This is a genomic window from Xanthomarina spongicola, assembly GCF_003148645.1.
GTDB lineage: Bacteria > Bacteroidota > Bacteroidia > Flavobacteriales > Flavobacteriaceae > Xanthomarina > Xanthomarina spongicola.
Window position 1 is genome coordinate 480,926 of the sequence record NZ_QGGP01000001.1, and the last position, 25,012, is coordinate 505,937.

Genomic DNA, 25,012 nt, shown 5'->3' on the forward strand with positions numbered 1-25,012 from the left:
TTAACAAACTGTTAAAAGCGCATATGCATAAGCAAAACGCGCGCTTTCTGGAACTGAAAGTAATATTTTGTTTCCTTTTTTTAATTTTCCTGAAGAGGCTAATTCCTCTAGCATGATGTATATTGAAGCTGCGCCAACATTACCTACTTTACTTAAATTCATAAACCAGTTTTCCCAAGGAATTTCAACATTCTGATTAATCATTTCTTGGTATAGTTTTTCTTTAAAGTAATAAGAAGAAATATGTGGTAAATAGTAGTCTATATCTTCAGGTTTTACACCATGTTTTTCGATTGCCATTTTTAAGCTATCAACGCCCTTAACTAAAATGTTTTCTCCTAAGAGTTTTACATCTTGCTTCATAGCAAACAATGATTTTTTACTCCATTGATCTGAAGGGTATTCGCTCCATGGTTTTAAAAATCCTGATTCAAGTTTATCTGCACCTGCATACATACAAGCCTCTAATTCGTGAGCATAAGAGTAGCCTTCCATCCATTCAATTTTTAGAGGAAGATCTCCTTTTGGTTCATTTTCTAATAAAAAAGCTCCTGCACCATCAGAAAGCATCCATCGTAAAAAGTCTTTATTAAATGCTAAAATTGGATTCTCTTCAAGAGTATTTAAATATTTTAATTCTTCTTCAAAAGTATCAGATTTCATCCAAGACGATGTGCGCTCAGAACCAGTACAAACAGCATTTTTTGTTTGTCCGGATTTTACAGCTAAGAAGCCATATTTTAAAGCATTCATTCCAGAACAACATGCTCCAGATGGTGAATTTATTTCGGTATTTCCATTTTTTAAGAAGCCATGAACCATGGCTGCATGAGAGGGTAATATTTGGTCTGGACTCGAAGTTCCACATGATAATAACTCAATTTCATTAGGTTTTAAGTTATCATCGTATAATTTTTCAACAGCTTCTTTAGTTAGTTGCGCATTGTTATGTGTATTGTTTCCATTGTCGTCAATAGCATAATATCTTGTTTTTATTTGATTGTTACGCAAAACAATTCGTCTTCCTTTAGATGACTTGCCATCAATAATGCCCAATTTTTCTTCCATCTCGTCATTACTAATGGGACGATTTGGTAAAAACTTTGATATTTTTGTAATATAAACTTCCTTCATTTTTTAGTACCTTCTATTTTAATGCAACAGATGAGTAATATATCTTATCCTTTTTTATTTTACCATACAAAGGTAAATAAGTGAACAAAAATAAGATAAAAACTATAGGTGCAATAATCCAAATGGCAAATAAAAGATAATAATTAAACATTTTAACTAATAATTGACGTTTTGAATCGTTTTTTTGGCCTTTAGAAATAATTAAATGTGCCCATTTAGAGAATAAAATATTTGCACGTTTGTCTACAGTTATTAAAAAGGGTTTAATTTTTACAGCATTTTTGCTTAAAAGATCGTTTTGCAAGGTACTATAATTATTATTTAATAAGTGGTTTTTTATTATAGGTCCAAATTTAACAGATTCGTCTATATCTTTTTGTGAAACACCTGGTTTTGGAAAGATTCCTAAAAAACGGTCTTTTTTTCCTGAAAACATCCATTGGGCAATGGTAATTACACTAATATGGTTGATGTTTCTATCTACAAGAACAATATTTCCAACAAGGTTTGCCTGAAGGTCTAGTAGCTTTTTTTTCATTTTTTCCTGAGCCATTATCCACATGTTTCTGCAGCCAATAACTGTTATTACAGGCGTATTAGCAAAAAGTTTTTTAGCTTCAGGTGAATTTAAAAAAGAAGTTGTTGGCAAAGATGGCGTTAGGTACCACACTGAATAACCAAAAATAATTAAATCGAATTTTTTGTTTAGGATGGTATCTGGAAGGGGTTTTGTTTTTCTAGGTATTTGAAGAAATGTTTCAGGAAATACACCAAAGAAATCTTTTTTATTCCATGGAAATGGAAACGGTTTTTCCATTTCTATATTTAGAAATGTTAGATTAGTTTCATTAGTATTTAAAGGTGAAACAATATTATTTACTATTTCTATTAATTGACCAGATTGCGAATATTGTATTACAAGTACTTCCTTCATTTTTATTATTTCATTACATCCCAAAAGTCGAAATAATTAAACCATTGTAATGGATATTTTTTTAGCATCCCAGTTACACTTTCGGTATATTCTTTTAAAATAGTTTGAGCATCTCTGTATTTTGCTTTCGATTTTTTTGCATATAATTGATAGTGCCTTTTAGGTCCTTTCATAACATAAACAAATAGAACAGGGACATTAAGTCTAGATGCTAATAAAAAAGGACCTGCAGGAAATTTTGCTTCTTTGCCTAACAACTCTTGGGTTAAAAATTTCGAACCTTTCATATAGCGATCGCCTGTAATACAAACAATCTCATTTCTTGCTAAAGCAGCATTAATTTCAAATATATGTGATAAATCTTCTTTTAGAATAATAAAATTAATATTAGACTTTTTACTCACACTTTCTAAGTACTCTTTAATTGCCGAGTGTTCAACGTCTGTAGTAAGTAGACTAATTGAGGCGCTAACTTCTAGATTACTAAAGAAGAATTCGGCTACTTCAAAATTTCCTACATGAGCACTAATTAAAATACTTCCTTTTTTTTCTTTAAGAGCTTCGTTTATTAAACCAGAAGCATAAGATACATAGGTAAATTTACTACTCAAACCAGAGTTTATAGCAATTTTATCTAATATGGTTTGTCCAAACACATAATAGCTTTTAAAAACATTAAGAACGCTTTTAGTTTTAGAATATTTTAGTCTATGCCTAAAGTAATAATAAATAGATTTCGTGCTGTCTTTGGAGAAAAAGCAAAAGTAAGTAGCAACAAAATATAAGATAAAATATGCTGCTCCAATTCCAACATTCTTTATAAAAAATACGAAGATTTTATATCCTAGAACGGTTCCTCGGGATTTTCCTTGCCACTCAGTAGCCATATGTTTACTTGTGGGTATTTAGACTAATTTATTTTCAATAAGAGTATAAAAATCATTAAGAGATTTTACATTAAAAAAATCTTCTCCAACTAATTTTACTCCAAAATTAGATTCGACAGCAACAACAAGATCTACAAAATCTAAACTGTCTAGCTCAAGAGTTTCTTTTAAGTCAGACTCTGGTGAAATATCTTCACTCTCTACCTCAAATTCATCGATAAGAAAGTCGTTTATTTTCTCAATGATATCCTCTTTATTCATTGCTACACTATTATTTTTTAATTATTAAAGCTGAATTTGTTCCACCAAATCCAAAAGAATTTGACAAAAATACATCAAATTTTTTATCTAATGTTTTGTTAACTAAATTTAATTTAGCAGCAGATTCATCAGGTTCTTCTAAATTAATGTTTGGGGCAATAAAATTATGTTGCATCATAAGTATAGAATACAATACTTCGCTTGCTCCAGCCATCCAGCATTCATGTCCAGTCATAGATTTTGTTGAGCTAACATAAGGTCCATTTTCTCCAAACACCTCAAAAATTGCTTTAGCTTCATTCTCATCTCCAACAGGAGTTGAAGTTGCATGTGCATTTACATATTGTATTTTTTCGGGTTTGATTCCTGCTTGATTTATAGCCATTTTCATAGCTCTTGCAGGACCATCTACATTTGGAGTTGATATATGGTCTCCATTTGAAGAAAAACCATAACCTATAACTTCACCAAAAATAGTTGCACCTCTTTTTATAGCAGATTCATAAGTTTCTAAAATTAGTGTTGCGGCTCCACCACTTGGAACTAAACCATCTCTATTTTTATCGAATGGACGCGAAGCTTGGCTTGGATTTTCTGTGTTAATAGAAAACACGCCTAAACCATCGAAACTGCCCATAGCTAGTTTGTTGATTTCTTGAGCTCCACCACAAATAATACAATCTTGTAAACCACTTTTAATTAATTGATAAGCCATTCCAATAGAATGAGAGCCACTTGCACAAGCTGCACTAATGGTAAAGTTGACACCTTTTAACTTAAAGATGGTTGAGAGATTCATGGTAACTGAAGAGTTCATGCCTCTAAAAATTGCTCCAGAACCAACTAGAGTTGTATCTTTTTTGTCTCTTATAATATCATTAGATTCTATAATGGCTTTTGCAGTACTATCGTTTCCGTAAAGAATTCCTACTTCGTTTTCGTCTAAAAACTCTTGAGATATTTTAGCATTATTTAATGCTTCTAGAGTAGCAACATATGCATATTCTCCTTCTTCGCCTAAACTAATGCGTTGTCTTCTTGAAAGTGCTGATTTTAAATTTGGAGTTTTAACCATTCCAGTTAAGGGAGAACGAAAACCAAATTCTTTTCTTTCTTCATCGATTACTATTCCAGATTTTCCTTTATATAGTGATTCTTTAACGTCATTTAAATTCTCTCCAATACAAGAATATATTCCCATTCCTGTTATCACAACTCTTTTCATTTTATAATATTTTAAGAGTAAATTCCACCATTTATATTAATAACTTCACCAGTAATATACGAAGCTTTTTTTGATGCTAAAAACGAAACTGCAAAGGCAACTTCTTCAGGCTCTCCAAATCTATTAATAGGAATCATATTTTTTAATTCGCTTTCATTCAATTCAGCAGTCATATCCGATTTTATAAAGCCAGGAGCTACAGCATTTACTGTTATTTTACGCTTAGCTACTTCTTGAGCCAAAGCTTTTGTAGCAGCAACTAATGCGCCTTTTGCAGCAGAATAATTAGTTTGTCCTGCTGTTCCTTTTACTCCAGAAACAGAAGCTACATTTATAATACGTCCATATCTATTACGTAACATTTTTTGAATTAAATGGTTTGTTACATTAAAAAATCCATTTAATGAGGTGTTTATTACATCTTGCCAATCGCTTTGTGGCATCCACATAAATAAACCATCTTTAGTGATTCCTGCATTATTAACAATAACCTCTATAGTAGCATCTTTATTTTTTTCCTGCCAAGCATCTAAAGTTGATTTTACTTGATCGGAATCTGTTACATTAAATTGAAGAATATCACCTGTGTTACCTTCTGCTTCAACTTCTTTTAGAGTTTCAAGTGCAGCAGCTTTGTTGTTATTGTAATTTATTAAAATATGATAGTCTGAATCTTTTGCTAATTGAATGCAAATTGCTTTACCAATTCCTCTAGATCCACCTGTAATTAAGGCACATTTCATTATAAGTATTGTTTTATTTAGTAAATTTTGGAGGAGTAAATTTCGATTATTGGAATAGCTCTAAATTATCAAATTGCATATTTTTTAGAACGTCTCCTTTTGTATTAATATAAACCCAAGATTTCTTTTCTTTTACTCTAGCAAGACCATTAATAAATCCTTTAGGGTTATTTTTTTGAAATATTGAAAATCCACCAGCAGTAATATCGTATTTTTCTTCAATAACCAATTGGCCTTCTGTATTGATAAAACCCCATAATTTTGATGATTTTACAGGAGCTAAACCGTCTTCGCTAAAAATTTCAGCATCTTTATATTGAAACATTATTACAACTTCTCCTTTTGGATTAATATAACCCCAAGTTTTATCTTTCATAACAGGAGCTAATCCATTTTTAAAAGCACGAGCTTTTTCGTAAGCTGGTTCTATAATCCATTCTCCTTTACTATTAATATAACCCATTTTACCACCTTTTTCAGCATAGGTATATTCAGAATTATTAGAGAAATCCCATATTTTTTCGGCTCCAGAAACTATTTTAAATTCATTATTAATAATTAGACCATGAGTTTCACCAAGTGTTGCAACAATATTGCCATCGTAGAAATTGCTAATACCATCGTACTCTGTTTTTACTAAATAGTTTCCAGAAGGATCGATTAATCCCCATTTCCCATTTTCTAAAACTTTAGAATAACCATTTTCAAAATTGAAGGCTTTAGTGAATTTTGGAGTTACTACAACTTCACCTTTATTATTAATAAAACCTACATAATCTCCTTTTCTAATTATAGCATAACCGTTATTAAAATCGTAAAATTTTTCTGTAGATACATTTGTAAGTGTACGTTCTCCTTTAGTATTAATGTAAAACCATTCTTTATCTTTGAGAACAACAGCAATACCAGAATTAAATTCTTTTGTTTTTTCGAAAGAAGGTTGGATAACCCATTCTCCTTTTCTATTAATAAATCCCCAAGTTTTACCATCGTTTGATGCTTCGGCTAAATCTTCAGAAAAGTTTTTAGCTACTTTAAACTGAGGGTTTATTTGCCAATCTCCAGTTTTGGTAATATAACCATAACTACCACCTTGATTAGCAAGCGCAAGTTCTTGTGCAAAACCAGAGAAACCTGTGATTAAGCACACAATTAATAAACATTTTAATTTCATGATTAATAGCTTTTAATGATTCATTATAAAGTCCTTAACCTTATTTACATAAGGATACATGATGACATCTTCTGTAAAGATAGGAACTAAATTCCTAATATCATCATACATCTTTTTAGTTTTAGAAGAAACGTTTTTTTGCACTTTTAAATATTCAATAGCTTGAACAATAGTAATCATTTCTATAGCCACGACTTCGTATGCATTTTCAATAACTTTTTTGGTTATTAATGCTGCATTAGTTCCCATACTAACTATATCTTGGTTGTCGTTATTATTAGGAATACTATGTACGTACATTGGGTTAGATAGCATTTGATTTTCGGCAGTTGTTGAAGTAGCAGTAAATTGCACGCCCTGCATTCCAAAGTTTAAGCCTAATTTTCCAAGATTAACAAATGGAGGAAGCATGTTATTTAATCTTGAATTAAGAAGATAATTAAGTTGTCTTTCAGAAAGCATACTTAATTTGGTGACAACAATTTTTAATTTATCCATTTCTAAAGACACATAATCTCCATGGAAGTTTCCACCATGATAAACATGTTTTTGTTCTACGTTAACAATTGGATTGTCGTTAGCTGAATTTACTTCTTCTATTAAAATATTTTCAACATTATTTAAAGTATCTAGTACAGGACCTAATATTTGAGGCACGCAACGTAGCGAGTAATATTCTTGAACTTTATCTTCGAAAACAGAAACATCATCGTTTTTTGAATATAAATGATGTTCTCTTTTTCTTGTTAATGAGCTATCTTTTAGGTGTTCACGCATGGATTCAGCAATTTTGCGTTGTCCAATGTGTTTTTTAGACTGGTTTAATTCGAAAGACAAATGATCATCATAAGCCTTTACAATTTCATTTATTGCAGCCGAACAAGATGTCATCCAATCTAGTAATCTTCTAGTGTAAATGGCATTAACAATTCCAATTCCTGTCATTACAGAAGTTCCATTCATTAATGCTAAACCTTCACGTAATTCAACAGAAATAGGTTGTAATTTTTCTATTTTAAATACTTCAGCTGTAGATTTTCTTCCTCCTTTATAAAAAACTTCACCTTCACCAATTAAAACCAAAGCTAAATGAGCTAATTGTACTAAATCTCCACTAGCTCCAACACCACCATGTGTATAAATTAGAGGTGTAATATTTCTATTTATAAGCTCTGTCATTAAATTAATTACCGAAACATGAACTCCAGAGTTTCCTAGAGATAAGGTGTTTAATCTTGCAAGCATAGCTGCTTTTACGTACATTGGAGCAATTGGTTCTCCAGTTCCAGAAGCATGACTTCTTATTAAATTATATTGAAGTTGAATTCGTTCGGAATCTTTAATCTTATATTGAGCCATTGGCCCAAAACCAGTGTTAACACCGTAGATTACTTTGTCTTCGGAGAATTTTTTTAAAAAATCAAAACTTTTTTCAACAGTCTTTAAAACTTGATTATCGATTTGTATCTTAGTATCTTCAAAAATAACTTTGTAAAAAGCTTCTATTTCTAATTTTCCGTTAAATGTTAGCATCTATAATTTATTCTGTTATTTTTTTAATTTATTTTTAATAACTATAACTAAAGTAGTTATTTTGGATTGCAAATTTATAATAATTAATGAATTAATACTACAAAGACCATGAGTGATATACATATTGATGTTTTAATTATTGGAGCAGGACCATCAGGTTGTGTAGCAGCAGCTTATTTAAACAACAAAGGATTCAATATTAAAGTTGTTGAAAAAAGTGTGTTTCCAAGATTTGTAATAGGCGAAAGTTTATTGCCTAGATGCATGGATCATTTTGAAGAAGTCGGTTTGTTAGAATGCCTAAAAGCAGCAAATTTTGAAATTAAAAGAGGTGCACGTTTCTTACGAGATGATGTTGTTTGTAATTTTGATTTTAGTAAGAAGCATACAGATGGTTGGAATTGGACGTGGCAAGTGCCACGAGCAGATTTCGATAATATTTTGGTTAATGAGATTATTAAGAAAGGTGTAGATGTTTCTTTTCAACACGAAGTTGTTGGTGTAAATATTGCTGATGATGGTGCATCAACTACTATAGTAAAAGATCCAGATGGTAATGAATATAATATACATGCCAAGTTTATTATAGATTCTAGTGGTTATGGTCGTGTATTGCCTCGTTTATTAGATTTAGAGAAACCTTCAACAATACCAGAACACTCATCTATATTTGGGCATGTAAAAGATATTAATAGACCTGAAGGCGAAGAAGGAACTCTTATTACTTTCGATGTATTAGATAAAGACACTTGGTTTTGGGTAATCCCATTTTCTAATGGAAATACCAGTTTAGGGTTTGTTGGCAAAAATGAATTTATTGATTCTTTTGAGGGAACAACTTCTGAACGTTTACAAACCATGTTCAAACAATCTGATTATTACTATAAACGTTTTAAAGATGCGCCATTATTATTCGAACCAAAAAGTATTAGAAATTATTCCAAAGCTGTAAAGCAATTTTATGGTAAAGGTTTTGCTTTAACAGGAAATAGTGCTGAATTTTTAGATCCAGTTTTCTCGTCTGGTGTGACGTTTGCTACAGAATCTGCTTTAAAAGTAGCTAAAGTATTAACTAAAGAATTACGTGGCGAAACTGTAAACTGGGAAGAGGATTATGCAAACTATATTAAAAAGGGCGTAGATGTATTTGCTACCTATGTTAAAGAATGGTATACAGGTAATTTACAGACCTTGTTTTTCCATAGACCAGAAAATCCAGAAGTTAAAAAACAAATTTGTGCAGTTTTAGCTGGTTACGTTTGGGATGATACAAACCCATTTGTTAAAAAACATGATAGATTAGTTAAGACTTTTGCACATTTAATACATATGGAACAAGAAAAAAGCGAATCCATTTAGATTCGCTTTTTTAAATTTTAATAAGATTGAGGAATCTTATTTATTATTTTTATACATATGTTTTACTAATGCTCTTGCAAAAATAACATAGGCATCAGCAATTCGTTGACCAGAATTAAAATCGTAGCCACCACTACCAGCACCTTCTATTTTTGTATAGTCTACTTCGAAAATAACATCGTCTGGACTATCATTTTTATAAACAGATAAAGTGACTTCTATTTTAGAGTTATGTCTAACAACACCTACATTATATCCTGGATAGATAAATGTAGTGTGAATTTTCATTGTATATTCAGCACTTCCTAAATCTCTGTCAACTTTTACTAAACCATCTTTATATCTATCATTAAATGTTTCAATAAATCTTGGCTCGTAAAAATTTTCTCTATCAGAAAACCAGGATTCTCTAAATGCTTCTCCTGTTCCAGGCTCTTTTTCATCTCTTTTAGCCATTTTTTCCTCTAAAAAAGCTTCTTCTGAGTCGAATTTAGGGATTTCTAAATCAGAATAATCGAACACAAGAGTGTATTCGGAAATGCCTTTTAAAGCTGACCAATCGCCTTTAGTGACGTTTGCTTTTTGCGAAAACATATAAGTTGTAGAAAATAATAGTGCAAATACTAATAATTTATTCATGATAATAAGTTTAATTGATTTATGAAGCTAATATAAGGTAACTTTATGAGATGTTATATACGATAAACTACGTATTTTTTACATGCCTGAAAATAAAAATTTAGGGAATAGTGTAAAACAATAATATGGCTAATTAAACAGATTGTTTAGCTTTTGCTTTTAAGTTAGTTAGCATTTCTTTTGTAATATCATCTAAAGAAAAAGAGTGACTCCAATTCCAGTCTTCTCGTGCTCTAGAGTCGTCTATGCTTTTAGGCCAGGAGTCTGCAATTTTTTGTCTAAAATCTGGATTATAAGTAATGGTAAATTCTGGTATGTACTTTTGTATGGATTTGGCTATTTGTTTTGGAGTGAAACTAACAGCTGCCAAATTATAAGAAGATTTAATTTTAATGTCTTCTTGGTTAGCATTCATAATATCTATGGTAGCCTTTATAGCATCGTCCATAAACATCATTGGTAATTCAGTATCTTCAGATAAAAAACATTCGTATTTTTTTTCTGCAATGGCCTTATGATATATTTCTACAGCATAATCTGTTGTTCCTCCTCCTGGCATTGTTTTCCAACTTATTATTCCAGGATAACGAATGCTTCTAATGTCTACGCCATATTGTTTATGGTAATACTCGCACCAACGTTCTCCTACTTGTTTGGTAATTCCATAAACCGTAGATGGCTCCATAATGGTAAATTGAGGTGTGTTTTCTTTTGGTGTCGTGGGTCCAAAAACTGCAATACTTGAAGGCCAAAACACTTTTTTAATAAACCCTTCTTTAGCTAAATTTAAAACATGAAATAAAGATTCCATGTTTAAATCCCAAGCTTTCCTTGGAAATTTCTCTCCTGTGGCACTTAACATAGCTGCCATTAAATAAATGGTATTTATTTGGTGTTTTTCTATGCAAATTTTAACAGAGGTATAATCTTGGGCATCCACTCTTTCAAAAATCCCAGAATTAACCAACTCAATATTATTATAACTTATATCTGTAGCTATAACATTTTCTGCACCATGAATGCTTCTTAATCTTTGTGTTAATTCAGATCCTATTTGACCACTTGCACCAAGTATTAATATTTTAGGAGACATTTTTTGTAAGTTTTAAGGTTTTCAAAAATAACAAGATTTTTGTTTTTGTTTTATAAAATTAACTTAAAATGCTTAGTTATTTATTAAACATGTGCTAAACAATAGGATATAAAAAACCGAAATCTATATATTTGCTATTCATTATAAATTACACATGAAATTAGTAATTAGTTTTCTTCTATTAGTATGTATGTTTTCTTGTAAAGAGAAAGAAGGTAAGTCGACAGAAAATAATCAAGACAATACATCCTTTTCTATTTCAAAAAAAATGATTCAGAATCTAAACTATACAGATTTTATTTTAGATTCTAAAGTTGAAAAAATTACTCAAAAATGGGCTAAATATAACGAGTTAGAAGCTGTTATATTAAATTTAAAACAAGCAGATTTATCTTATTTCAAAGATAATCATGAATTTTTAGAAGCGTTAATTAACGACCTTAAACAAACGATTCCAGATAAAGTTAATTCTCCTGCAATTATGTCAAGGTTAATTGCATTAGAGACAAAACTATATAAACTAGAAAGTGTTGTAAATCTTTCTAACTCATCAACAAAAGTTATAGTTACTTCTATTAAAGAAGTATTAGTTTCTTTTTCTAACTTAAACCTTCAAATGAATAAAAAGATTGAGAGAGAATCTCAGAAAATTAAAAAACCTTAATGTAATATCTTCCATTTATTAAGGTTTTGTTAATGTATCTTACTAACTAAATAATTACTAGTAATTTTCCCGGTTTAAAACTCAAAATTTTCCCTATGAGCAAAAATTTTAAAAAGCTTTCGCTATTTAGCGCTTTAGCTTTTGTAGGCTTGATAGCTTGCAAAAAAGACCAAGAAAAAGATATGGCAAAACTAGAAGTTGAAAAAATTCCAGGAATCAATTTAGATTATATGGATTCTTCAATAAAGCCAACTGACGATTTTTTTAATTATGTTAATGGAACATGGCTAAACACGAACGAAATACCAGCTGATAGAACCAGATGGGGAAGTTTCGATGAGCTTCGTCAAAAAACAGATGAAGATGCTTTGTCTATTTTAAAATCTGCCATGTCAGATAATAAAGATTTAGAGAAAATAGAATTGTTACCAGGATCAGATCAAGAAAAAGCAGTAAAACTTTTTCAAACCATTATGGATACGGTCTCTAGAGATAAACAAGGCATCGATCCAATTAAACCATATTTGGAAAAAATAGATAAGATTAATAATATTCAAGATTTACAAGCTTATTTAATAGAAATGGAACCTCAAGGAGGAGCTGGATTTTTTGGGTTTGGAGTTGGTTCTCATCCAAAAAATAGCGACTTAAATGTTGGTTATTTAGGAAATGGTTCTTTAGGTTTAAGTAGAGATTACTATGTAGATCAAGACGAAGACACAAAAGAAAAGCTAGAAAAATATCGTGCTCATATTGCTAGAATGTTGCAATATATAGGCGAAACTGAAGAATCTTCAAAAATTAAAGCAGACCAGATTTTAGAATTCGAAACACGAATGGCAAAATCTACAATGACAAAAGAAGATAGAAGAGATGCCAGAAAAAGATTTAACCCAAAATCTATTGAAGACTTAAATAAAATGACAACTTCTGTTAATTGGGATGCATATTTTAATAACATTGGAGTCACATCTATAGACACTGTAATTGTGTCTGATCCTGGATATTTTAAAGCCTTAGATGTTTTACTAAAAGAGAATAAAGTAGGTGTTTGGAAAGATTACTTAAACTGGACGCTTATTAGAGGAGCAGCTGGTAAATTAACGACCGAAATGGAAACTGCTAACTGGGAGTTTTATAGCAGAGATTTAAGAGGCTCTAAAGAACAAAGAGCTAGAGATGAAAGAGCTTTAAACACGTTAAATGGAACTATTGGCGAAGCCTTAGGAAAATTGTATGTGGATAAAATGTTTCCACCAGAAGCTAAGGAAAAAGCTGAAAGAATGATAAGCAATATCATGTTAGCTTTTGAAAACAGAATCCAGAATTTAGAATGGATGGCACCCGAAACTAAATTAAAAGCGATTGAAAAACTTCAAAAAATGACAGTTAAAATAGCCTATCCAGATAAATGGAAAGATTATGCTGCTCTTGAAGTTAAAGGAGTAGACGAAGGAGGCTCTTATTTTATAAATTTAAACAATGTCTATAAATGGAATTTCAATAAAGATCTCAATAAATTAGGGAAAGCAGTTGATAAAAGTGAGTGGTTAATGGCACCACAAATTGTGAATGCCTATTTTATGCCTTCTTACAATGAAATTGTATTTCCAGCTGCTATTTTACAACCTCCATTTTATAATTATCAAGCAGACGAAGCTGTAAATTATGGTGGAATAGGCGCTGTTATTGGTCATGAAATCTCACATTGTTTTGATGATTCTGGTTCACGTTATGATGCTAATGGAAATTTAAATAATTGGTGGACTGAAGAAGACTTAATAGAGTTTACAGCTTTAGGAGAAAAACTAACTGAGCAGTATAGCAATGTGAATGCGTTTCCAGATGTAAAACTAAATGGCGAATTTACTTTAGGTGAAAACATTGGCGATTTAGGAGGTGTTAATGCTGCTTACGATGGATTACAAATGTATTTTGCAGAAAATGGTAGACCAGAAAATATTGATGGATTTACTCCAGAAGAGCGTTTCTTTATGAGTTGGGCAACCATTTGGAGAACTAAATATACTGATGATGCTCTAAGAAATCAAATTAAAACAGACACACATTCTCCAGGAATGTATCGTGCTGTTATGCCTTTACAAAATATAGATGCTTTCTATAGCACATTTAATATTAAAGAAGGAGATAATATGTATCTAGCTCCTGAGAGTCGTGTTAAAATATGGTAATCTAATTATATAGAATTAAATAAATAAAGCCAGCAATTATTGCTGGCTTTTTGTTTAGATTATTTTTTATTTAATCTTCAGTTTTTGGTTGAGGTTTTTGTCCTAATAAAGCTTGTCTACTTACAAAAGCTAAATTAAAATTAGGAGCCATAGTAAGAGCTTGCTCTAAGTAAGAAACAGCAAGATCTATATTTGTTTCTTTATTCTCATTAAATACAATAAGACCTTTTAAATATAAAAATGCTGCTTTTAAAGGCACTTGATATGGTTGTTGAGATTCATAAAACTTTTTCCCCATGTTGTCTTGAGCATGTAAAAGTCCATATTCAACATTTTTTGAAGCCTCAGTAAGATTTTGTGTTTGTAAATATAATTCTGCTAATTCATAAGAAAGAGCAACATTCTGAGTTCTTTTAAATAAGGTTTCAAATTGAGGAATAGCTAATTTTGGTTGACTTAAAGCTTTTAAAGACATTGCTTTTACTTCAACAGCCATATCAGAATCCGAACTATTTTCGTCTACGCCAACTGTATTAATTGCTTGGATAAATTTACCCTCATTCATATAAATATATGCAAGTGTATCTTGCCTAGCTACTGATGGTGAAAGAACATTTAAATGTGTTAAACCATTTATAATCCCTTGAATATCTGACTGAGATTTCATTTGTTTATAATAAGCTTGATAATGCTCAAGTAACTCTTTATTATTTTGAGCTTGGGCATTAAAACCGATTGCAAACACAATTAATATGATAAAATGTTTCATAATTTTTTTAATTTTTTAAAGATGTGCCAAAACTATAAAAATTAAACAGTTAATATCTTAAAACCATGCTAATTTAATTATGCTTTTTTTAGGTGCTATTCTATTGTAATTGTTTTCTTAACCATTACAGCATCGTTTACTACAAATGGTTTTGGAATCATATCACTAGGTCTTTCGGGCACTCTAAACAAATTATTATCTAATAAATTAAAAGAGATGTCATAGAAATGAATGGTAGTTTTTTGATTTTTAGGAGTGCTAAATTCTATTTCTAAGAACTTATCGTCTACAACATAATATTCAAATAATCTATTGAACTCTCTTTTAGAAAATACATTGCCATCTTGATCTTTTTCTATCTCAAGACCATTCACATTAAAAGAAGTAAACACATTTGTGGAATCTGCATAAAGATCCATTCTATTTACTAATCGTTGAGGTGAAATAAACATTTTTATATATCTGGTTTCCCCAATAATAGTATCTGATTTAATGTCAACATAAGGATGATTAATGGGTTTAATATTTGCTTTTTTACTATATGTAAATTTGGTATTGTATTTACTAGAATTAGTCGCTTTAGTAATATCGTGGTCAGTATCTGGAGTTTCAGAGAGATAAGCTTTTGTCCATGGATCTAACATCTTGTCGTAAGTAGCCCAAACTGCTTCATTTTTATCTGTGTCTAAATAATAAACCAAACTATTAGGCTTAGGGTTTTCTTCATTAAAATCTGAATTTAAATGTGCAGAAATAAAACAACAGAAAGCTAAAAGAAACAAAAGGTAAGACCATCTGTTTTTATATCTAAAAAACCCAAAAACACCAATACATAATGAGAATATTAATGACACTAATAAAGTTGTAGCGATTATGGTTTTTAAACCTAAACCAACAGGAAACATTTTAACAAAAGGAGACAGTATTAATAAAGCTGGAAATAATAATAAGGTCATTAATATTAAGCTTGGTTGTTTTTGTCGCACAAGAACAAATAAACTAATAAGTCCAAAATATACAGGAATAATAAAGAAACTTGCTCCTTTAAGTTGAAAGCTAATTACACCACAAATAACTAACCATAAAAATAATGGTGGTACAACTAAACTTGCTGTGTTTTCTGGCTTATAAACTTTATTATAAAGCCACATACAAATAGCTACAGAAAGCAAACTAAAAGCCCAAATATAGGTATGTCCATTATATGTAAACCCATGAAGCATCTCGTTATACTGTGGGTAAATTGAGGTTAAAAATTTCCAGCCAAAGAAACCAATACTCCCATTAATTAATAAAGCAGCAATTCCTGGTAAAAAACCTATTGCTATATGTTTAGAGTTTAAAGTTCTTTTATTTATGCCATAAAACACTAATGCTATAAAAATAAGGATAGCTAAAATAAGCATGGGAATAATCCAAGAAAAAGGATAACTCACTGTTTTAAAAAGTGGAACATTAAAGTAAATGTCATCAGTATCACTTTTAATATGGTTGAGGTTAGCATCTGCAAAATAGTTTAGTAAAGGCATTAAATAACTTCCTTGATGCTCTAATGTATTTCGGTCTAATCTTTTGTAGTTATCTAAAGATGTATGGTAATCGAAATGGTCGTCAATAAACGCAAAGTTAAAACCATCTATATTTCCCTCTTCTCTAAATCGGGTTAAATCTGTATCGTTAGGGAGTTTTTTGTAGACACTATAAGCCAAAGAGTTTGCAACAGGATATTCTGGATTAGCCTCAATAAAACCAGAAATTAAATTATGATTTCCTCCATTGGTTTCCATAAGCATATAGCTTGGTCCACCACTACCACGAGCTTCAAAATTCAAGACCAAACCTACATCTTTAGCCCATGGATGTTTAGTTACAAATAACGAAGCACCATTTAAGCCTAATTCTTCAGCATCAGAAAACAGAATAATAATATCGTTTTTCGGAATTTTATTTTCATGTAAATAAGCTCTTAATCCCTCTAGAATAGTCACAACTCCAGAACCAGCATCACTTGCTCCATAAGAAGCATGAGATTTGCTATCGTAATGGGAAAGCAGCATAAGTGCTTTTGTGTTATCAGAACCTTTTATCCTTGCAAGAATATTTTTGGGTTTTGTAATTGTTCCCCAATCTGTTAACACATAACCTTCTTGAATCTCAACTTCCAGTCCTAAATTCTCTAAAGCCTTTACAATATAATTTTTAACTACCTCATGTTCTGGACTACCAACATAATGAGGGTTTTTTGAAATTTCTTTTAAATGAATTAATGCTCGTTGTGTAGAAAATGTATTATCTGGAGCATCTATAGATGAGATTTTGCTTGGTAATAAAGCTGAAAAACTCCAGTAAATTGCTATAACTATAAGAACAATAGAAATTACTTTTTTTAACATGACAAAAAGTTGTTGGTTAGTTTTATAAAAATAAGAAAATAATCTCAGCTAATTTCTAGTTAGGATAACTCATTAATAATAAGTATATTTAAGATTAAAATTAAATTAATTAATCATGGGAATAAAGAGTTTTCAAGGAGCAAGGAAGCAACAACAAAACACAACTGATGAAATGCCTTTTAAGGTAAGTGATATAATGTGCAAAGATCTTATAACTTTTAAACCAGAACAATCTGTTCAAGAAGTTATAGAGACACTTATAAATAATAAAATTTCTGGAGGTCCAGTTGTAAATGATAATAATGAATTAGTTGGAATTATTTCTGAAGGAGATTGTTTGAAACAAATAAGTGATAGCAGATATTATAATATGCCAATGGAGAGTGACAATGTAGAAAAGCGTATGATTAAAGATGTTGAAACAATTGATGGTAATATGAATGTGTTTGATGCTGCCAACAAATTTTTAGAGTCTAAAAGAAGACGATTTCCAATTGTAGAAAATGGGAAATTAGTTGGTTTAATCAGTCAGAAAGATATTTTAAAAGCTGCCATCGAGCTTAAAGGACATACTTGGAAATAACAATTAATTATCCACATTAAAATAACCACCTTTATTCTCTTTTCTATCTAAAGATTGACCAATAATTAAATGCGCCACATTTACCATGTTTCGTAACTCACAAAGTGTGGTGGTAATTTTAGACGTTCTGTAAAGCTCTTCAACTTCATTATAAATAACATCTAAATGTATTATCGCTTTTTTCAATCTGTTGTTACTTCTAACAATTCCAACATAATCACCCATTAAAGCTTGTAATTCTTTTAAGTTATGTTTTATTAATACATGTTCTTTTGGAATGCTAGTTCCATAATCGTTCCAGTCTGGAATATGCTTGTTTTTTACCGAAATAGGATGATTGCAATGATATTTATAAATATTATGTGCATACACCAAAGCTTCTAATAAAGAGTTTGATGCTAATCTATTTGCACCATGTAATCCAGTTCTGGTACATTCGCCACAAGCAAATAAATTAGTAATGGAAGTTTTACCATTTGTATCTACTTCAATGCCACCACATAAATAATGTGAAGCTGGAACTACTGGAATCCAATCTTTAGAAATATCTACATTATGCTCTAAACAAGTTTGATAGATATTTGGAAAATGATTTTTAAAGGCTTCTAAATCTAAATGAGTACAATCTAAATACATACAGGAATCACCAGATTTTTTTAATTCTTTGTCTATGCTTTGAGAGACAATATCTCTAGAAGCTAATTCAGCTCTTTCATCATAGTTTGGCATAAATCTATCGCCATTTTTGGTTCTTAGGTAAGCGCCAAATCCTCTAACAGCTTCAGAAATTAAAAAGGCAGAACCTTCTGTATTTGTATATAAAGCTGTTGGATGAAACTGCACAAATTCCATATCTTTAATTCTAGCTTTAGCTCTATAAGCCATAGCAATACCATCTCCTGTAGCAATAATTGGATTGGTGGTGTGTCCATATACAAAACCAATTCCACCTGCTGCTAAAACAGTACTATCTGCTTCAATAGTAAGAATATTTCCGTTTTTTTGATTCAAGACATAAGCTCCATAACACCTAATATTTTCAGATACTTGTTTTAATTGGTGTTCGGTTATTAAATCAATGGCAAAATGATGTGTTAAAAGCGTAATATTTTCAAGCTGATGAACACGAGCCAACAATGCTCTTTCAATTTCGTAACCAGTTATGTCTTTGTGGTGTACCACTCGGTATTGACTGTGTCCACCTTCTTTTCCTAAATCGAAATTTCCAGTTTGGTCTACATCAAATTGTGCTCCCCAAACCATAAGTTCTTTAAAACGTTTTGGGCCTTCGGTAATAACCATTTCCACAACAGTTTTATCGCATAAGCCATCGCCAGCAATCAAAGTGTCTTCTATGTGTTTTTGGAATGAGTCGGTTTTTTCGTCCAGAACAACAGCAACACCACCTTGAGCATATTTAGTATTGGATTCGTCTTCGTTTCCTTTAGTAACAATCGTGATGTTTTTCTTTGGAAATTTTTCTGCAAATTTTACAGCTAAAGTTAAACCTGCAACACCAGAACCAATAATAAGTAATTGGGTTTTCATGTTTTTATTTTGAAAGTTCCAACATACGTTCAATAGGAATTAAAGCACGTTTTCTAATAGGCTCTGGAACTTCAATTTGTGGAGATTCGTTTAATAAACAATCGTATAATTTCTGCAACGTATTTACTTTCATAAATGCACATTCACTACAAGCACAGGTATTATCTTCTTCAGCAGGAGCAGGAATTAAAAGTGTATTTGGAACATCTTGCTGCATTTTATGAAGAATACCAGCTTCTGTAGCCACTATAAATTTTTCCTCTGGATGTTCTTTTACATAATTAATCATTCCAGCAGTAGAACCAATATAATTGGCGGCATCTAAAATATGTGCTTCAGATTCTGGATGTGCAATAATTTTTGAGCCTGGATGTTCGCTATATAATTTTAAAAGTTTATCTATTGAAAAGGCTTCATGAACAATACAAGAACCATCCCAAAGCACTAAATCTCGACCAGAAATTTTACTAATATAATGCCCCAAATTTTTGTCTGGAGCAAAAATAATAGGTATTTCTTTCGGAACAGATTCTACAATTTTTAACGCATTAGATGAGGTGCAAACAATATCGCTCATAGCTTTTATTTCAGCTGAGCAGTTTATATAAGTAATAACCAAATGGTCTGGATGTTTTTCTTTAAAAGCTTTAAAAGCATCAGGAGGACAAGAATCTGCTAAGGAGCAACCTGCTTTTAAATCTGGTAAAACCACTGTTTTAGTTGGGTTTAAAATTTTAGCAGTTTCTGCCATAAAGTGCACACCAGCAAATACAATAATATCTGCATCTGTTTCAGCTGCTTTTTGAGATAAACCCAAACTATCTCCAACATAATCTGCCACATCCTGAATTTCTGGCACTTGATAATAATGTGCTAAAATAACAGCATTCTTTTCTTTTTTTAAACGAAGGATTTCTTTTTTTAAGTCCAAAACATCTAAGTAATTACGGATTTTATAAGAGGCAAATTTATTAGGAACCTGCCATATAAATTATGATATAAATCATAAACAAAGATAATGTTAATTAAAACAGGACAAAAATATCTTTTTTATATATTTACAAAAAAATACTGTGTTATCAAATGCTTGTCAATATGCAATCAGATCAATTCTTTATTTAGGAATGCGTTCTGATGAAGAACATAAAATTGGAGTAAAGGTTATTTCTAAGGAATTAGAAGTGCCTCAACCTTTTTTAGCCAAATTGCTACAACAATTAAATAAAAGCAATCTAGTTACTTCTACAAAAGGACCTTATGGAGGTTTTTATTTAAGTGAAACAAATAAACAACATACAGTTTGGGATATTGTTTCTCTAATTGATGGAAACGAAAAATTTAATCAGTGTTTTTTAGGACTATCTAAGTGTGGAGATGATAATCCATGTCCTGTTCATTTTACAGTTTCAGCTTTCAAACAAAAATTATTTCAAGATTTTAAAGAAAAAACTATAGCTGAATTTGTAGAAGAAATTAAATTGAAGGGTCGCTATATATCTTTAAAATCATTCGAAATCCTAAAACCGGATTCAGACTCTTAAACTATTTATTAGCTTTTTTAAGATTGGCAAACCAATGATGCTGATACTTGTAGTTAAAGCAATGCCAAAGACAAAAAACGCCATATATACCCAAAATAAACTGTCTTGCATATTAGAAAAAGAGGTGTCGTTTCCTGCGTACATCCAATGACTTCTTTTGGCACCTGCTACCAACAAAGCTGAGAAAAATAAAAAGAGTGTGATGTTAAATCCCCAAAGACCTCGTTTTATAAGTGTTTCTTGTTTTTTAGAGAAAGCAGATATTTTTGAAACAATATACAAAAGTGAAGCAAAAAGAATGGTTGTGTTTATGCCAATAGTTGTTCCCATAGAATGTGCAACTGTAATATGCGTACCATGTGTAAAGAAGTTAATGGCTGGTATGGAGAATAATAAGGCAATGATTAGATTGATAAATATCCAGAAATCGGTTGTTACTAAAAATCTATAAGCTAATGGATATGAGTCTTTTTTAGTCTGGCTTAGGTTTTTCTTCCAATCGTAAATCATATAACCTAAAATTATCCATTCGGTCATACTTACACCATAAGCTACATATCTTATCCATGGTTGAGTAGGTAGGATATAAGTGTGGTGAGCCCAACCAAACATCAAGTTTGTTAACCCAAGAAAATAGAAAAAGAAGGCTAATTTACCTCTACCTATAGCATCATTTCCTTTTATTCTTGCCATAACGTAAATGGAAATTCCATAAACCAACATATTCCATGAACCAACGAAAGAGCCATAAGATTTCCACTGAACCGTTAAATCTTTTATAACATGTTCTCTAAAATATGGAAATAACCATAGATGAGCTTCTGTTAAATGAATCATCATAAAAACAATTCCAGTTCCCCACATCCAGTAATATACAGGCCAGTTTTTAACTTGCTTCAACATGGTTTTAAAATAATTAATTCCAAAAAGAAGCCAGCCAAATAAAATGGGAATTGTTAAAATAGGCGTAAAAGCTAAGTACTCTCTACCTTCCATTCTTCCAAAAATATAAGACAGATAGATGCCTAAACCAGTTATAAGAAATACAATTAAATGAAGCTTCATTAATTTGTTTGAAAACAATTTCAATTTTTCAATTTGTGTAAGGTAAAAATAGATGCTTCCAGTTGCACAAAGCACTATCCATGTAATAACTGTCGTAACATGAAAAGGTCTCATTTTATGGAATGGAATGAGTTCTTTTAAAAATTCTGGAATAAGATATTGTAAGGCTGCAAATAAACCAAAAAGCATTCCAGTAAGTAATGCTGAAAGTGCTGTGATTAAAAAGATGATTGCTGCTTTATTTTTCATTTTTATATTCTAGTTCAACCCAACCATTAGGTTTAAATTTGGCGTTATAATTTGGGTAATATCCTGTGCTGTCAATAAATTTCAGATAAGTTACTAACGCTTCTTTTTCAGCTTCTGAAAAATTAAATTTTGGCATGGCTTTTACACCACTATTCAGGAAGGCTTTTATGTATAAAGGACCTTTATTCTCTGCACTATATACATTTGTTAAATCTGGGCCTAAGTAACCACCTAATCCATAAGTTTGATGACAAGACCAACAATTATTTTCTTGCCACAAACGTTGACCATGTAAACCTTGTTCTGTTAATTTTATTGGGTTTTCATTTTCATTAGACGTGTAAATTAACCCATTAAATACCACGAAAAGTGTTATTAAAATGGTGATGATAAAAAAATTATATTTTGTTTTTTGAGTCATCTTAAATAATTAAAACCAGACTAATAAAAATAGTTAAACAAGCAATTAATAATACTTTCCAAAAAACGTTTGCATGACGTAATTCCATAAAATAAAAAGCAACAGCTAAAAATTTTAAAGCAGATAGAATCATGATTAATTGAGAAGCATAAGTTATTTGCGAATTTGAAACGATTGCTGAAAGCAAGGTTAAAGCAATAAGTACAATTAATATATATAAAAACGGTTTCTGTTTCATTTTAAAAAATCAAATAAATTACAGGAAATAACAATAGCCAAATTATATCGCACATGTGCCAAAAGGTAGCACTTGCTTCAACATCTTCTAATATGAGTTTCTTAGGATTTTTAACCATAGTTCTTAAAACCGAAGCTAAAATGACTAAACCAACTAATACATGAATCACATGAAAAAGTGTTAACATCCAATAGAATGAATAAAATGTATTGTAACCCATGGTTAGTCCAGCATCAATTTTATCTAAATATTCTACAGTTTTTAAACCTAAAAACAGCAAACCTCCAAGCATGGTGAGTTTTAAGTATAATTTAGATTTGGCGATATTATTAACTTTTAAATTGACAACAGTAAGCGCCATAAAAAACCCACTAATCAATAAAAATAAGGTGTTTATGGCTCCAAAGGTGGTGTTTAATTGTAATCTCGATTGGTGAAAAAGTTCAGGTTCGTCTTTACTATACCAAACCATGGCTACCAATACTGCTCCAAATGTTAAAAGTTCTAGATAGATAATTATCCACATTAAAATACCTCCAGGTGGATAAAGAATATTCTTAGAGTTATGTTGTTGAATGACTGTTGACATTAACTTTGATGTTTTATTTTTTCGTAGAGTTTTACTAAAGATTGCAATAACTCTACTGGTGTTGTTAATATTTGATAATGGTTTTGCCCAAACATTTGTGGCAAATAGTATTTAGCTTGTGCTTCTATGGCCAAAGCATACGAGTTAATATTGCGTTGGTTTAACTCACGAAGCGCTTGTTTAACATCGTTAATGCCATATTTTCCTTCGTATTTATCGTAATCATTTGGCTTTCCATCCGAGATTAAAATAACCCATTTGTTTTTTGTATCTCGTGCGTCCAGTAAAGCTCCTGAATGTCGCAATGCTGCTCCAATTCTGGTATAACCACTAGGTTCTACAGCTCCAATTTTGTGTTTGGCTTTATCCCAAGTATCGTCAAATCCTTTTAGAGTGAGGTAGGTTGCGTAGTTTCTGGTTTTGGAATAAAAGCTTTGAATAGAAAAATCTACGTTGAACTCGTTTAAAATTTCACCAAAAATAATAGAGACTTGTTTTTCAACATCAATCACTTTATTTCCTCCAGCATAACCATCGCTAGAAAGGCTGACATCTAATAAGATTAAAATAGATAAGTCTTTATCTTTTTTGCGTTTTGAAAGGTAGATTTTTTCTGAAGGTGTATGGCCAGAATGAATATCTACATATAGATCTGTTATAGCATCTAAATCAAAATCTTCTCCTTGCGTTTGTCTGCGTTGTTGTTGGTATTTGTTATTAACAGAAGTCAGCATTTTACGCAACCCTGTTAAGGTAGATGCGTTTTTTTGAATTGTTTTTTTATAATAAGCAGAATCAGTTTCTACTTGTGTTTTTGGATACACCTTACAGAATTTGGATTTGTATTCACGTTTGGAGTAATCCCATTCGTCGTAAGCAACATGAGGTGCTTCTGTATCTAATTCGGCACTTTCAGAAATAGTTGTATTTTCAATAAATTCTGCTTGATAAATGGAGTGAACTGGATCGTCAACACGTACTGTATGTTTCATGTTGAGGTCTTCTAAAGCATTGGCATGATCGTCTAAATCGTCGTCGCCATCAAAATCTCTCCAACCACCTTCCCATTCTTCAGCAGTTTCAATTTTTTCAAAATTATGTGTCATCACATAATCTTCTTGTTGTTTTTTATCTATTTCTAAAGACGTAATTTCCTCGACTGCATTGGCTTTTAAAATAGTGTTTATTTCGTGGTCTATGGCTTTTTTTACTTGTTCTGAAATGTTATTTAAAACAGATTTCTTTAAAGTTTGAGGATCATTGCGCATCCATTTTCCATAAATAAAGCTTAAATCTTCTGGTGTCTTCTCTGTTGCAAATTTGAAATAATGCGTAATTAATTCCTGATGAATTTGCTTGGTTATTGGAAACTGCTGAAACATCTCGTTTAGAATTAAAGTTGAAGTTTCAAGCGCCTTTTCACGAGCAGTCTCTAAAGTAAATTCATCTTCAGCTGTAAAATTTAAATTCAAGTTTTTTTGAACAGATAGATAAACAATTCTAAAAATATAAAATTTGGTGTTCTGCTCTAAGGTTTGAAATTCTGAAAATCGAGTTGGTAAGAAGAAGCTATTGTTTTTATAACCACCTTCACGTTCGGCTTCAAATATTTCTATAGCTTGACCTGTTATAGCTCTAGAAAAAATAGTTAGCCGTTGCTTTATGTCTTTTAACTTAACGGCATGTTCGATTGTTTCTTGAGCATTTTTTTTACGACGCTTTAAAAACTTTACAATTTTAGAATAGATAAATTCATCTGGCTCGAACATGATTTTTTA

24 protein-coding genes are annotated in these 25,012 nt (G+C 31.0%); 5 read left to right on the plus strand and 19 right to left on the minus strand.

From position 1 onward, the window contains the following. The 8 genes from LX78_RS02185 to LX78_RS02220 are packed head-to-tail and all read right to left on the minus strand — an operon-like array spanning position 1 to position 7,891. Positions 1 to 1,134, minus strand: a complete 1,134-nt coding sequence (locus tag LX78_RS02185) for a beta-ketoacyl-ACP synthase III (protein ID WP_109680996.1) — start codon at positions 1,132 to 1,134, stop codon at positions 1 to 3. A 13-nt stretch (positions 1,135 to 1,147) separates the two neighbouring features. Beyond that, positions 1,148 to 2,068 carry a hypothetical protein gene (locus tag LX78_RS02190; protein ID WP_109680997.1) on the minus strand — a complete coding sequence of 307 codons (921 nt, stop codon included), beginning with the start codon at positions 2,066 to 2,068 and terminating at the stop codon, positions 1,148 to 1,150. Positions 2,069 to 2,073: 5 nt separating this feature from the next. Further along, positions 2,074 to 2,955, minus strand: coding sequence for an LpxL/LpxP family acyltransferase (locus tag LX78_RS02195; protein WP_109680998.1), 882 nt, complete (start codon positions 2,953 to 2,955; stop codon positions 2,074 to 2,076). Positions 2,956 to 2,973: 18 nt separating this feature from the next. Continuing rightward, the gene (locus LX78_RS02200; protein ID WP_109680999.1) at positions 2,974 to 3,216 is read right to left on the minus strand and encodes an acyl carrier protein; all 243 of its coding nucleotides are present in this window, start codon (positions 3,214 to 3,216) and stop codon (positions 2,974 to 2,976) included. A gap of 10 nt (positions 3,217 to 3,226) precedes the next feature. Beyond that, entirely contained in the window at positions 3,227 to 4,441 is a 1,215-nt protein-coding gene (locus tag LX78_RS02205) for a beta-ketoacyl-[acyl-carrier-protein] synthase family protein (protein ID WP_109681000.1), read from the minus strand. Between the two features lie 11 nt (positions 4,442 to 4,452). Then, entirely contained in the window at positions 4,453 to 5,184 is a 732-nt protein-coding gene (fabG, locus tag LX78_RS02210; protein ID WP_109681001.1) for a 3-oxoacyl-ACP reductase FabG, read from the minus strand. Between the two features lie 46 nt (positions 5,185 to 5,230). Continuing rightward, positions 5,231 to 6,358, minus strand: coding sequence for a WG repeat-containing protein (locus LX78_RS02215; RefSeq protein WP_109681002.1), 1,128 nt, complete (start codon positions 6,356 to 6,358; stop codon positions 5,231 to 5,233). Positions 6,359 to 6,370: 12 nt separating this feature from the next. After that, the gene (locus LX78_RS02220; RefSeq protein WP_109681003.1) at positions 6,371 to 7,891 is read right to left on the minus strand and encodes an HAL/PAL/TAL family ammonia-lyase; all 1,521 of its coding nucleotides are present in this window, start codon (positions 7,889 to 7,891) and stop codon (positions 6,371 to 6,373) included. A 108-nt stretch (positions 7,892 to 7,999) separates the two neighbouring features. Between LX78_RS02220 and LX78_RS02225 the strand changes: the two genes are divergently transcribed. Further along, on the plus strand, positions 8,000 to 9,250 hold the full coding sequence (locus tag LX78_RS02225; RefSeq protein WP_109681004.1) for an NAD(P)/FAD-dependent oxidoreductase: 1,251 nt from the start codon (positions 8,000 to 8,002) through the stop codon (positions 9,248 to 9,250). Positions 9,251 to 9,286: 36 nt separating this feature from the next. Here LX78_RS02225 and LX78_RS02230 read toward each other — a convergent pair whose 3' ends face one another. Further along, a complete protein-coding gene (locus LX78_RS02230) occupies positions 9,287 to 9,889 on the minus strand; it encodes a hypothetical protein (protein WP_109681005.1) in 603 nt (200 codons plus the stop codon). A 133-nt stretch (positions 9,890 to 10,022) separates the two neighbouring features. Continuing rightward, complete coding sequence (locus tag LX78_RS02235) at positions 10,023 to 10,982, minus strand: NAD-dependent epimerase/dehydratase family protein (protein ID WP_109681006.1); 960 nt, start codon at positions 10,980 to 10,982, stop codon at positions 10,023 to 10,025. Positions 10,983 to 11,136: 154 nt separating this feature from the next. Here LX78_RS02235 and LX78_RS02240 point away from each other — a divergent pair, with 154 nt between their 5' ends. Both LX78_RS02240 and LX78_RS02245 read left to right on the plus strand, forming a co-directional pair. Continuing rightward, complete coding sequence (locus LX78_RS02240; RefSeq protein WP_109681007.1) at positions 11,137 to 11,646, plus strand: hypothetical protein; 510 nt, start codon at positions 11,137 to 11,139, stop codon at positions 11,644 to 11,646. 95 nt (positions 11,647 to 11,741) lie between these two features. Then, positions 11,742 to 13,838: a M13 family metallopeptidase gene (locus LX78_RS02245; protein WP_109681008.1), complete on the plus strand. Its 2,097-nt coding sequence runs from the start codon at positions 11,742 to 11,744 to the stop codon at positions 13,836 to 13,838. A gap of 70 nt (positions 13,839 to 13,908) precedes the next feature. On the opposite strand, the gene LX78_RS02250 is transcribed toward LX78_RS02245, so the two are convergent. Together LX78_RS02250 and LX78_RS02255 are read right to left on the minus strand one after the other, a co-directional pair. After that, positions 13,909 to 14,607: a hypothetical protein gene (locus LX78_RS02250; protein WP_109681009.1), complete on the minus strand. Its 699-nt coding sequence runs from the start codon at positions 14,605 to 14,607 to the stop codon at positions 13,909 to 13,911. A gap of 95 nt (positions 14,608 to 14,702) precedes the next feature. Further along, positions 14,703 to 17,000, minus strand: coding sequence for a M28 family peptidase (locus tag LX78_RS02255; protein ID WP_109681010.1), 2,298 nt, complete (start codon positions 16,998 to 17,000; stop codon positions 14,703 to 14,705). Positions 17,001 to 17,115: 115 nt separating this feature from the next. Here LX78_RS02255 and LX78_RS02260 point away from each other — a divergent pair, with 115 nt between their 5' ends. After that, positions 17,116 to 17,583 carry a CBS domain-containing protein gene (locus LX78_RS02260; protein ID WP_109681011.1) on the plus strand — a complete coding sequence of 156 codons (468 nt, stop codon included), beginning with the start codon at positions 17,116 to 17,118 and terminating at the stop codon, positions 17,581 to 17,583. 3 nt (positions 17,584 to 17,586) lie between these two features. Here LX78_RS02260 and nadB read toward each other — a convergent pair whose 3' ends face one another. Both nadB and nadA read right to left on the minus strand, forming a co-directional pair. Continuing rightward, a complete protein-coding gene (gene nadB / locus LX78_RS02265) occupies positions 17,587 to 19,131 on the minus strand; it encodes an L-aspartate oxidase (protein ID WP_109681012.1) in 1,545 nt (514 codons plus the stop codon). A gap of 4 nt (positions 19,132 to 19,135) precedes the next feature. Next, on the minus strand, positions 19,136 to 20,062 hold the full coding sequence (nadA, locus tag LX78_RS02270) for a quinolinate synthase NadA (RefSeq protein ID WP_109681013.1): 927 nt from the start codon (positions 20,060 to 20,062) through the stop codon (positions 19,136 to 19,138). Positions 20,063 to 20,204: 142 nt separating this feature from the next. Here nadA and LX78_RS02275 point away from each other — a divergent pair, with 142 nt between their 5' ends. Continuing rightward, positions 20,205 to 20,672, plus strand: coding sequence for an RrF2 family transcriptional regulator (locus LX78_RS02275; protein ID WP_109681014.1), 468 nt, complete (start codon positions 20,205 to 20,207; stop codon positions 20,670 to 20,672). On the opposite strand, the gene LX78_RS02280 is transcribed toward LX78_RS02275, so the two are convergent. From LX78_RS02280 to LX78_RS02300, 5 genes are read right to left on the minus strand one after another with little or no spacing between them, the layout of a single operon-like run. Then, entirely contained in the window at positions 20,661 to 21,986 is a 1,326-nt protein-coding gene (locus LX78_RS02280; RefSeq protein ID WP_109681015.1) for a cbb3-type cytochrome c oxidase subunit I, read from the minus strand. The genes LX78_RS02275 and LX78_RS02280 overlap by 12 nt on opposite strands. Then, the gene (locus LX78_RS02285; RefSeq protein ID WP_109681016.1) at positions 21,976 to 22,407 is read right to left on the minus strand and encodes a c-type cytochrome; all 432 of its coding nucleotides are present in this window, start codon (positions 22,405 to 22,407) and stop codon (positions 21,976 to 21,978) included. Before LX78_RS02285 ends, LX78_RS02280 begins: the two co-directional genes overlap by 11 nt. Before the next feature lies 1 nt (position 22,408). Further along, a complete protein-coding gene (locus LX78_RS02290; protein WP_109681017.1) occupies positions 22,409 to 22,645 on the minus strand; it encodes a cytochrome C oxidase subunit IV family protein in 237 nt (78 codons plus the stop codon). Position 22,646: 1 nt separating this feature from the next. Further along, a complete protein-coding gene (locus LX78_RS02295) occupies positions 22,647 to 23,234 on the minus strand; it encodes a cytochrome c oxidase subunit 3 (RefSeq protein ID WP_109681018.1) in 588 nt (195 codons plus the stop codon). Then, positions 23,234 to 25,003, minus strand: coding sequence for a nitric oxide reductase activation protein NorD (locus LX78_RS02300; RefSeq protein ID WP_221407890.1), 1,770 nt, complete (start codon positions 25,001 to 25,003; stop codon positions 23,234 to 23,236). Before LX78_RS02300 ends, LX78_RS02295 begins: the two co-directional genes overlap by 1 nt. Positions 25,004 to 25,012 lie beyond the last annotated feature (9 nt).